We start from the raw sequence: 9,149 nt of genomic DNA on the forward strand, positions 1-9,149 counted from the left end.
CCGCCCGCCGGGCTGCGTCCAGCCCCGCCCGAAGATGACCCCGTCCTTGACGATGACCGCGCCGACGGCCGGATTGGGCCAGGTACGCCCCTGCCCGCGCTTACCCAGCGCCAGCGCAAGCTGCATGAAGCGAAAATCGGCGTCCTTGGCCTCGCGGGCCTTCTGCGCGAACTGATCTTCCAGGATACGGAAGATCATTTGCGGATCGCGGCGAGCCGCGCTTCCTCCTCACCGGAGAGCTCGCCGAGCACGTCGGCGAAATCCTTGGCCTCGCGGAAATTGCGATAGACCGAAGCGAAGCGCACATAGGCGACGTCGTCGAGCGTGCGCAGATGCTCCATCACGGTCTCGCCGATCACCTCCGAGGAGATCTCGGCCTCGCCCCCGGTCTCGAGCTCGCGCACGATGGTGGAGACCATCTTCTCCACCCTTTCAGGCTCGACCTGCCGCTTGCGCAGGGAGATCGAGACCGAGCGCATCAGCTTGTCGCGGTCGAACGGCACGCGGCGGCCGTTGCGCTTGATCACCGTGAGCTCGCGCAGCTGCACGCGCTCGAAGGTGGTGAAGCGGAAATTGCAGGCGACGCACACGCGCCGCCTGCGGATCACGGAAGAGTCCTCGGTCGGACGCGAGTCCTTTACCTGCGTATCGAGACTGTTGCAGTTCGGGCAGCGCATCCGCTTGGCCTACTTACTGGTAGATCGGGAACCGGTCGGTGAGCGCCTTGACCCGTTCCTTGATCGCGGCTTCGACCAGCGGCGCCTTGCCGTCGTCGGACTGCGCGATCGCGTTGAGGACCTCGGCAATCATGCCGGCGACCTGCTGGAATTCGGCAACGCCGAAACCGCGGGTGGTCGCCGCCGGGGTGCCGAGACGCAGGCCCGAGGTGACGAAGGGCTTTTCGGGGTCAAACGGAATGCCGTTCTTGTTGCAGGTGATGGCGGCGCGAACCAGCGCCTTCTCCGAGACGTTGCCCTTGAGGCCCTTCGGCCGGAGGTCGACCAGCATCAGATGGTTGTCGGTGCCGCCGGAGACGATGTCGAAGCCGTGGCTCTTCATCGCCTCGGCCAGTGCCTTGGCGTTCTCGACGACGTTCTTCGCATAGACCTTGAAGTCCGGACGCAGCGCTTCGCCAAAGGCAACCGCCTTCGCCGCGATCACATGCATCAGGGGGCCGCCCTGCAGGCCGGGGAAAATCGCCGAGTTGAGCTTCTTGGCGAGCGCCTCGTCGTTGGAGAGGATCAGGCCGCCGCGCGGACCGCGCAGCGACTTGTGCGTGGTGGTGGTGGTGACGTGGGCATGCGGCACGGGCGAAGCATGCACGCCGCCGGCGACGAGGCCCGCAAAGTGGGCCATGTCGACCAGGAGATAGGCGCCGACCGAGTCCGCGATCTCGCGGAAGCGCTTGAAGTCCCAGGCACGCGAATAGGCCGAGCCGCCGGCAACGATCAGCTTCGGCTTCACCTCTTCGGCCTGCTTGGCGACCGCGTCCATGTCGATGATCTGGTCCTCGCGGCGCACGGTGTAGTGCGCGGCCTTGAACCACTTGCCGCTCATGTTGACGGGCGAACCGTGGGTGAGATGGCCGCCGGCCGCGAGATCGAGCCCCATGAAGGTATCGCCGGGCTGCAGCAGCGCCAGAAACACAGCCTGGTTCATCTGGCTGCCGGAGTTCGGCTGCACGTTGGCGAATTTGGCGCCGAACAGCTTCTTGGCACGATCGATCGCGAGGTTCTCGGCGACGTCGACCCACTCACAACCGCCGTAGTAGCGCGCGCCCGGATAGCCTTCCGCATATTTGTTGGTCATGACCGAACCCTGCGCTTCCAGCACGGCCCGGCTGACGATGTTCTCGGAGGCGATCAGCTCGACCTCGTGGCGCTGACGGCCAAGCTCGCCCTTGATGGCGGCGGCGATTTCCGGGTCGGCCTGCTCGAGCGAGGCGGCGAAAAACGAATCGGGCGCGGAGGCGGTCTTGGGTGCGGTCATCTTGCGAATATCTCCACCGCCGCAGCCTTTTGGCGGGCTACGGGCGGTCTGGTGTGGCGATCGGAAGCGGCGAGCGCGATCTACCACATCGCCCGCAACAGGCCAAGCATTTGCGGGTCGGGTGCGAGATTTGTGCAAGATATGGTGGGGAGTGGAGGTTTTCGGTGACGGGCCAGCCTGAGGGAATCGCCCGCCCGTCACATCCGAAATGGGGCCGATTCGGGCCTTTAATTCCTCCTACCCGAAGCCGCGAGGTGCGGCAGAAATCGCGTCACAGCCCGGTATACCCCGCCTTCACGGGGTCCACGCTGCCATCGAGCTGGCGCAGATAGGTCAGGCCGCAAACAGTCAACCTGTGCGGGTCCTTCTCGCCGGCCTCCATCAATGTCGTGAGATAGTTCGTGACCTTGGCCCGGGCCTCCTCGCTGGCCGCGGCGGTGCGGTTGGCGAGCAGGTCATAGGTCTGCATGATGCGGTCGATGGCGGCTTCCATGGCACCCTCTGGTTCTCTTGAATTTTCGGAGTCTTGTTCAGGCAACCGCGCGGGCCTCGGACTGCGTCTCGAACCACGTGATCGCCTTGTTGGCGAGCCTGATCTTGTTGAATTCGCCCTGTTGGAGCAGCTTCACGATAATCCCCAGCAGGTGTTCGTCGGTGACGAGGGTATCGGGGATCGCGCCGGAGCGGCGCAGGTAGTTCGCGGCGATGGCGTAGGCCTCGCTCACGAGTTCCACGTTCATCGCCTGAAGCCCGCGCTCGACCAGCATCGACTTGTCTCCGATCCGAAGGAGATAAGTGCTGAGGCCGGAGCTGGTTCCGCAGCGCGAGCAATTTTTTCGCAGGTGCACAAAGTAAAACGCACCGGTCCGGAGGGGATCCGGGCCGGCGCGATGGGGAAGTTGAGGCACAGTTCGGGAAGCCTGCCGGTCTTGTTGGGGGCCGGCTTGGCCTTGATCCCTTGAGAAAACTCAGAGCCGATAGAGGATCTGGTCGGTCCAGAACCGCTCGAGGCGATGCAGCGACTTGTTGAGGGTCGAGAACTCCTCGCCGGAGATGCCGCCGACCTGCTCCACCGTCTTGACGTGCTTCTGGTACAGCGTATCGACGATGCGGCGGACTTCCTGGCCCTGCGGGGTCAGGCGGATGCGCACCGAGCGGCGATCAACGCGCGAGCGCTGATGATCGAGGAAGCCGAGCTCGACGAGCTTCTTCAGATTGTAGGAGACGTTGGAGCCGAGATAGTAACCGCGCGTGCGCAGCTCGCCCGCGGTCAGCTCCTTGTCGCCGATGTTGTAGAGCAGGAGCGCCTGCACCGAGTTGATGTCGGCGCGACCACGACGATCGAACTCGTCCTTGATCACGTCGAGGAGCCGGCGATGCAGCCGCTCCACCAGAGTCAAAGCTTCCAGATAGAGCGACTGCACCGAACCCTGCTGGCCGGAGACGCGCTCTGCGGTATCTGCCGCAGTTGCGACGGCTTTCATCATGACACTTCCCCTGTTGTCGTTTTTATCGACACTTATTCGACGAAACTTGTGCTCCGTCTGATAGGTGCAACTTAAGGGGCTCGTTTGAAGATCGGCTTAAATAAGAGAATAAAGAGATCATGAATTTAAGACAGTGAATTGCGGATTAAGCCTGTGCCACAAGCACTTTTCGCAACGCTCTGTTGACCTTCGCAAGGTCCTGTTCACCCTCCGTCCGCCCCCGTTGTCGCATTCCAGAACAGGCCCGCTCCGTTTCGAAACGGGCGCGTAACAGCTGTGGCGGAACCGGCTGGTCAACGAAAACTTACCGCAAATTTTAGGCAACCAACGGTCAACCAAGAGCGCGCGAAACGTTTCGTGTCCCGGACAAGCGAAGCGCAGAGCCGGGACCCAGAAAGCCACAAATGAGATCGCGGAGAGATGGGCCCCGGCTCTGCAGCGCACCGCTAAAGTAGCGCTGCGTCCGGGGCACGAGAGCTTTCGTATCGCGAAACGCTGCTACGGCGGCCGTTCGCGCGCGGCCATCCAGGCGAGCGCGAGATAAGCGGCGAGCATGAAGGCCTCGACGCCGACGACGATCAGGCTGCCGCCGTAGATGCCCGGGAACATCAGCTCGATCACCGCCATCGACACCACGGTCGTGAGCCACACCACCGCGCCCCACGGCGTTGCCAGCCACAGGCCGACCGCAGCGACGAGCTCGATCACGGCGAAGTAGACGGTCGCGGCCTGCCAGGCCATCGACTGGTTCTCGAACGCCTCGTCCTCGCCGCCGACGAAGCCCGTCACCTGCGCCCAGTGATAGAGACCTTTCAGGATCGAGAGCAGCGCCATCACCCGCAGGAACAGCACGAGGCGGCGCGTCCAGACATTGTCGTCGGACTCCGAACGCTCCGACGAGATCGCAGCCACCGACATCGCGCTGTCTCTGGCATTGTCTCTGACGGCGTCCCTGGGGCTGCCGTCACGGGCCGCATCGCGGGTGGAGATCTCGGACATGGGCCCCTTCTGGCTGCTTCGGCCCGCAAAATCAATCGGCTGCCCATCCCTTGCGGCAGGTCAAGCCGCGGTGACGGGAACCATGCGAGCTGGTATAAGAATAATTCCAGCCGGAGGAAGAGTGATGGCGATTAAATACGGACGTCCGATCGAATTGCGCGAGGTTTCGCGCCGGGATGGCACTGGCGCCTCCCCTGCCCTCGATCTGACCGTCCGCCCGCGCCGCAACCGCAAGGCCGAATGGGCCCGGCGCATGGTGCGGGAGAACGTGCTCACCACGGACGATCTGATCTGGCCGCTGTTCCTGATCGACGGCAACAACAAGCGCGAGCAGGTCGCCTCGATGCCAGGGGTCGAGCGCCTCAGCGTCGACCAGGCGGTGCGTGAGGCCGAGCGCGCAATGAAGCTCACCATCCCCTGCATCGCGCTGTTTCCCTACACCGACCCCTCCTTGCGCGATGAGGACGGTTCTGAAGCGACCAATCCGAACAATCTGGTCTGCCAGGCGGTGCGTGCAATCAAGAAGGAGTTTCCGGAGATCGGCGTCCTCTGCGACGTCGCGCTCGATCCCTTCACCAGCCACGGCCATGACGGCTTGATCTCCGACGGCAAGATTTTGAACGACGAGACGGTCGCCGTGCTGGTGCGTCAGGCGCTGGTGCAGGCCGAGGCCGGCTGCGACATCATCGCGCCCTCCGACATGATGGACGGTCGTGTCGCCGCGATCCGCGAGGCGCTGGATCGCACAGGCCTGCTCGACGTGCAGATCATGGCCTATGCGGCCAAATACGCCTCCGCCTTCTACGGCCCGTTCCGGGACGCCATCGGATCGGCCAAGACGCTCACCGGCGACAAGCGCACCTATCAGATGGACAGCGCCAACACCGACGAAGCGCTGCGCGAGGTCGAGCTCGACATCGCCGAGGGCGCCGACATGGTGATGGTAAAGCCCGGCATGCCCTATCTCGACGTGGTCCGCCGCGTGAAGGACACCTTTGCGATGCCGACCTTCGCCTACCAGGTCTCCGGCGAATACGCGATGATCGCGGCCGCCGCGAACAACGGCTGGCTCGACGGCGAGCGCGCGATGATGGAGAGCCTCCTGGCGTTCAAGCGCGCCGGCGCCGACGGCGTGCTGAGCTACTTTGCACCGAAGGCGGCGGAGAAGCTGCGCGCGCAGGGGTAGGTCTCGTAGAGCGACCTCTCAGCAACTCCCGTCATTCCGGGGCGATGCGTTAGCATCGAACCCGGAATCTCGAGATTCCGGGTTCGGTCCTGCGGACCGCCCCGGAATGACAGCGGCGAGAGAACGCCGCCGAATCGCCGGAATATTTCGGCTTGTTAATGTCCCTGCGCCCTTGGCACGGGGATGGGCTGTTCCCATGTCCTGCTCGAGGGTTTTCCCTCTGTTTCCCCCTGGGAGGACGGACGATGTCGTATGACTCGGGCAATTCAGGCGCCTGGCGCAATGACGGCGGGGCGCAGCCGCATGCCTACGACCCCTATCTGCATCCGGAACTGTTCCGCGGCGTTGCGACGCGGCGCGCATTCGCCTTCCTGATCGACATGGTCGTGATCTCGGTGCCGGTGATCCTCGGCTACGTCTTCATCGCGGTGTTCGGCGTGGTCACCCTCGGCATCGGCTGGGCGCTGTTCTGGCTGGCCTGGCCGGCCTCCGTGATCTGGGCCATCGTCTATTATGGCGCCTGCATCGGCGGTCCCTCGTCGGCGACGGTCGGCATGCGCCTGATGGATCTGGAGCTGCGCACCTGGTACGGCGCGCCCGGCTATTTCGTGCTCGGCGCCACCCACGCCGTGCTGTTCTGGGTGACGGTCTCGTTCCTGACGCCCTTCGTGGTGCTGGTCGGACTGTTCAACGGCCGCCGGCGCCTGCTGCATGACATCGTGCTGGGAACGGTCGTGATCAACAATTCCGTCCGCGCCCCGGTGCCGCAGACCGCGAGGACCTACTGAGCAACGACCTATCAACCAGGACCATCTAAGCTGACTGATCTGACCTGCCGAGCTGACCAATTGACCGGGGGCTTCCGTAGCGCGATGCTGATACTCACTTCGGAGGCCCACGACGTCCCTTGACCCAGCACTCGCGCGACACCCCCCAATTTTACCTTACGGCGCCCTCGCCCTGCCCGTATCTGCCGGGCCGGCATGAGCGCAAGGTGTTCACGCACCTCGTTGGGGAGCGCGCCGGAGACCTCAACGACCTCCTGACCCATGGCGGCTTCCGCCGCAGCCAATCGATCGCCTACCGTCCGGCCTGCGACCAGTGCCGCGCCTGCGTCTCGGTCCGGGTCGTCGCCAATGAGTTCCGGCCCTCCCGCAACTTCCGCAAGGTGATGGCACGCAACGCCGACATCATCGGCGAGCAGCGCAGCGCGGTGCCCACCTCCGAGCAATATTCGGTGTTCCGCGCCTATCTCGACGCCCGGCACCGCCATGGCGGCATGGCCGACATGACCGTGCTCGACTACGCCATGATGGTCGAGGACAGCCATGTCGAGACCCGCATCATCGAGTACCGCAAGCGCGGCCCCGACAGCGGTATCACCGGCCGCGGCGAGGAGCTGATCGCGGTGGCGCTGACCGACGTGCTCAGCGACGGTCTGTCGATGGTTTATTCGTTCTTCGAGCCGGGCCAGGTCAGCCGCTCGATGGGCACCTTCATGATCCTCGACCACATCGCCCGCGCCCGACGTCAGGGCCTGCCTTACGTCTATCTCGGCTACTGGATCGAGGGCTCGAAGAAGATGGACTACAAGGCCCGCTTCCTGCCGCAGCAGCGCCTCGCGCCCTCAGGCTGGCTGCGCATCGACGCGCAGGGGGATACGGCGTCCGAGCCGCAGGACTAAGCTGGCGAATAGCGAGTTGGGAGTAGCGAGTAGAGCCACCATTCGCTACTCGCCATTCGCCACTCACCCCATCAGCGTATCCGCCAGCAGCTTCAGATTCAAAATCACGATCACGCCCGCGACGATCCACGCGATCGCGGCGACGTAAGCGGGAATCGCGAACTGGCCCATCTTGCGGCGGTCGGAGACGAAGCGGACCAGCGGGATGACCGCAAAGGGCAGCTGCATCGACAGCACGACCTGACTGAATACCAGCAAATCGGCCGTGCCGCGCTCGCCATAGATCGCGGTGACGACGATCACGGGGACGATGGCGATGCCGCGCGTGAGCAGGCGGCGCGCCCAGCTCGGCAGGCGCAGGTCGAGAAAGCCTTCCATCACGATCTGGCCGGCGAGCGTCGCCGTCACCGTCGAGTTGAGGCCGGAGGCGAGCAGCGCCACTGCGAACAGCGTCGACGCAATGCCGAGGCCGAGCAGCGGCGACAACAGCTCGAAGGCCTGGCCGATCTCAGCGACATCGGAATGGCCGCTCTTGTGGAAGGTCGCAGCAGCGACGACGAGGATCGCGGCGTTGATGAAGAGCGCCAGCATCAGAGCGATGGTCGAGTCCGTCGTCGCCCATTTGATCGCCTCGCGGCGGCCGGTGTCGTTGCGCTCATAGGCGCGCGTCTGCACGATCGAGGAGTGCAGGTAGAGATTATGCGGCATCACGGTCGCGCCGATGATGCCGATCGCGATGTAGAGCATTTCAGGGTTGGTGAAGATCTCGCTCTTCGGCACGAAACCGCGCAGCACCTCCGCGACCGGCGGGGCCGCGGCTACGATCTGGACCGCGAAGCACACCGCGATCACCGCGAGCAGCGCGATGACGAAGGCTTCGAGGAAGCGGAAGCCGCGGTTCATCAGGATCAGAAGCAGAAAAGCGTCGAGGGCTGCGAGCAGCGCCCCGCCGATCAGGGGAATGCCGAACAGGAGCTTGAGCGCGATCGCGGTGCCGATCACCTCGGCGAGATCGCAGGCGATGATCGCCGCCTCGCAGGCCAGCCAGAGCAGGAAGTTCACCGCCGGCGAGTAGGTGGCGCGGCAGGCCTGCGCCAGGTCGCGGTCGGTGACGATGCCGAGCCGTGCCGCCAGCGACTGCAGCAGGATCGCCATCAGGTTCGAGAGCAGGATGACGGAGAGCAGCGTGTAGCCGAACTTCGATCCGCCCGCGAGGTCGGTCGCCCAGTTGCCGGGGTCCATGTAACCGACCGACACGAGATAGCCCGGACCGACAAAGGCCAGCAGCCGCCGCGACCAGTGGCCAGCGGCCGGGATCGCGACTGTGGAATTGACCTCCGCGAGGCTCTTGGTGGTGGGCGCATCAGTGCGCCAGCCGGCGGCGTCGGGGCTCAGGTGGGGTGATCGGGCATCCATGGGGCGAGAATACCCAACTTCCTTCTTATTGCAACTCATTTGCAACTGCATCTAGCGGCATGGGCTCCCGTCCCGGCCGGGATGCGGCCACCCTGTCGGAAAGCGGGTGGGTTTGGCGGGCCTCGCGGCCGGATACTGGCGCCAACTCGACTTTGCAGGACATGAGCCATGTCAAACCCGCCCCGTCTTCCCGACACCTTTGGCCGCCTCGCCTGGTCCAACCTCGCGGCACAGTCGGCCGAGCAGATCGCATTGGCCGCAGCCCCCATCGTCGCCGTGCTCACGCTCGGGGTCGCGGAAGGCCAGACCGGCCTGTTGCAGACCGCGCTGACCCTGCCCTTTGTGCTGTTCGCCATTCCGGCCGGCCTGCTCGCCGACCGCATCTCAC

10 protein-coding genes and 2 pseudogenes are annotated in these 9,149 nt (G+C 64.6%); 4 read left to right on the plus strand and 8 right to left on the minus strand.

Annotation, left to right across the window (positions count from 1 at the left end):
• The 7 genes and pseudogenes from MOV74_RS22635 to MOV74_RS22665 all read right to left on the minus strand — a co-directional run.
• Positions 1–198, minus strand: a pseudogene (locus MOV74_RS22635) (riboflavin biosynthesis protein RibD); the annotation flags it as partial.
• Positions 195–677 (minus strand): transcriptional regulator NrdR, encoded by a 483-nt coding sequence (gene nrdR / locus MOV74_RS22640; protein WP_007603426.1) that lies wholly within the window; start codon positions 675–677, stop codon positions 195–197. The pseudogene MOV74_RS22635 and the gene nrdR, both read right to left, overlap by 4 nt.
• A gap of 13 nt (positions 678–690) precedes the next feature.
• Positions 691–1,989, minus strand: coding sequence for a serine hydroxymethyltransferase (gene glyA, locus MOV74_RS22645; RefSeq protein ID WP_246927122.1), 1,299 nt, complete (start codon positions 1,987–1,989; stop codon positions 691–693).
• Positions 1,990–2,260: 271 nt separating this feature from the next.
• On the minus strand, positions 2,261–2,482 hold the full coding sequence (locus MOV74_RS22650) for a hypothetical protein (RefSeq protein WP_028144414.1): 222 nt from the start codon (positions 2,480–2,482) through the stop codon (positions 2,261–2,263).
• A 37-nt stretch (positions 2,483–2,519) separates the two neighbouring features.
• Complete coding sequence (locus tag MOV74_RS22655; RefSeq protein ID WP_246927124.1) at positions 2,520–2,756, minus strand: hypothetical protein; 237 nt, start codon at positions 2,754–2,756, stop codon at positions 2,520–2,522.
• Between the two features lie 201 nt (positions 2,757–2,957).
• Complete coding sequence (gene ldtR, locus MOV74_RS22660) at positions 2,958–3,476, minus strand: transcriptional regulator LdtR (protein ID WP_106952563.1); 519 nt, start codon at positions 3,474–3,476, stop codon at positions 2,958–2,960.
• A 498-nt stretch (positions 3,477–3,974) separates the two neighbouring features.
• Positions 3,975–4,475 (minus strand): DUF6163 family protein, encoded by a 501-nt coding sequence (locus MOV74_RS22665; protein WP_246927126.1) that lies wholly within the window; start codon positions 4,473–4,475, stop codon positions 3,975–3,977.
• A gap of 124 nt (positions 4,476–4,599) precedes the next feature.
• On the opposite strand from MOV74_RS22665, the gene hemB reads away from it, so the two are divergent.
• The 3 genes from hemB (at position 4,600) to MOV74_RS22680 (ending at position 7,345) form a co-directional block, all read left to right on the plus strand.
• Positions 4,600–5,661 carry a porphobilinogen synthase gene (gene hemB / locus MOV74_RS22670; RefSeq protein ID WP_246927128.1) on the plus strand — a complete coding sequence of 354 codons (1,062 nt, stop codon included), beginning with the start codon at positions 4,600–4,602 and terminating at the stop codon, positions 5,659–5,661.
• Between the two features lie 245 nt (positions 5,662–5,906).
• A complete protein-coding gene (locus tag MOV74_RS22675) occupies positions 5,907–6,449 on the plus strand; it encodes an RDD family protein (RefSeq protein ID WP_246927130.1) in 543 nt (180 codons plus the stop codon).
• A gap of 119 nt (positions 6,450–6,568) precedes the next feature.
• Positions 6,569–7,345: an arginyltransferase gene (locus tag MOV74_RS22680; protein ID WP_246927132.1), complete on the plus strand. Its 777-nt coding sequence runs from the start codon at positions 6,569–6,571 to the stop codon at positions 7,343–7,345.
• A 63-nt stretch (positions 7,346–7,408) separates the two neighbouring features.
• Here the strand turns inward: MOV74_RS22680 and MOV74_RS22685 are convergent, their stop codons facing one another.
• Positions 7,409–8,761, minus strand: a complete 1,353-nt coding sequence (locus tag MOV74_RS22685; RefSeq protein ID WP_246927136.1) for an Nramp family divalent metal transporter — start codon at positions 8,759–8,761, stop codon at positions 7,409–7,411.
• 168 nt (positions 8,762–8,929) lie between these two features.
• Here MOV74_RS22685 and MOV74_RS22690 point away from each other — a divergent pair.
• Positions 8,930–9,149 (plus strand): annotated as a pseudogene (locus tag MOV74_RS22690) (MFS transporter); the annotation flags it as partial.

It is taken from the genome of Bradyrhizobium sp. SHOUNA76 (assembly GCF_023006445.1).
In the GTDB taxonomy this organism is placed as follows: domain Bacteria; phylum Pseudomonadota; class Alphaproteobacteria; order Rhizobiales; family Xanthobacteraceae; genus Bradyrhizobium.

Bases quoted from the DNA above. Each gene is read 5' to 3' on its own strand.
- nrdR (WP_007603426.1), bottom strand. From the start codon at position 677: ATGCGCTGCCCGAACTGCAACAGTCTCGATACGCAGGTAAAGGACTCG.
- glyA (WP_246927122.1), bottom strand. From the start codon at position 1,989: ATGACCGCACCCAAGACCGCCTCCGCGCCCGATTCGTTTTTCGCCGCC.
- MOV74_RS22650 (WP_028144414.1), bottom strand. From the start codon at position 2,482: ATGGAAGCCGCCATCGACCGCATCATGCAGACCTATGACCTGCTCGCC.
- MOV74_RS22655 (WP_246927124.1), bottom strand. From the start codon at position 2,756: ATGCTGGTCGAGCGCGGGCTTCAGGCGATGAACGTGGAACTCGTGAGC.
- ldtR (WP_106952563.1), bottom strand. From the start codon at position 3,476: ATGATGAAAGCCGTCGCAACTGCGGCAGATACCGCAGAGCGCGTCTCC.
- MOV74_RS22665 (WP_246927126.1), bottom strand. From the start codon at position 4,475: ATGTCCGAGATCTCCACCCGCGATGCGGCCCGTGACGGCAGCCCCAGG.
- hemB (WP_246927128.1), top strand. From the start codon at position 4,600: ATGGCGATTAAATACGGACGTCCGATCGAATTGCGCGAGGTTTCGCGC.
- MOV74_RS22675 (WP_246927130.1), top strand. From the start codon at position 5,907: ATGTCGTATGACTCGGGCAATTCAGGCGCCTGGCGCAATGACGGCGGG.
- MOV74_RS22685 (WP_246927136.1), bottom strand. From the start codon at position 8,761: ATGGATGCCCGATCACCCCACCTGAGCCCCGACGCCGCCGGCTGGCGC.